Source organism: Bacillus paranthracis (genome assembly GCF_001883995.1).
GTDB classification, from domain to species: domain Bacteria; phylum Bacillota; class Bacilli; order Bacillales; family Bacillaceae_G; genus Bacillus_A; species Bacillus_A paranthracis.
This window is the reverse complement of sequence record NZ_MACE01000064.1, coordinates 1-264: the sequence shown is the minus strand read 5'-3', so window position 1 is coordinate 264 and position 264 is coordinate 1. Positions and strand designations below refer to the sequence as shown.

The following is a 264-nucleotide window of genomic DNA, read 5'->3' as shown; positions in this document are numbered from 1 at the left end:
GAAGAAGCGGAAGCGCGTAGAAAAGCAGAAGAAGAAGCAAGGAAACGTGAAGAAGCGGAAGCACGTAGAAAAGCAGAGGAAGAAGCGAGAAAACGAGCAGAAGCGGAAGCACGTAGAAAGGCAGAGGAAGAGGCAAGAAAACAAGAAGAAGTGGAAGCACATAGAAAAGCAGAGGAAGAAGCAAGAAACCAGGAAGAAGCGGAAGCGCGTAGAAAAGCAGAAGAAGAAGCAAGGAAACGTGAAGAAGCGGAAGCACGTAGAAAA

The 264-nt window shown here is 47.3% G+C and carries 1 protein-coding gene; it reads left to right on the top strand.

Features of this window, described 5'->3' with window-relative positions:
* A partial coding sequence (locus tag BAQ46_RS31815) for a hypothetical protein (RefSeq protein WP_211275849.1) occupies positions 1 to 264 on the top strand: 264 nt, incomplete at both ends.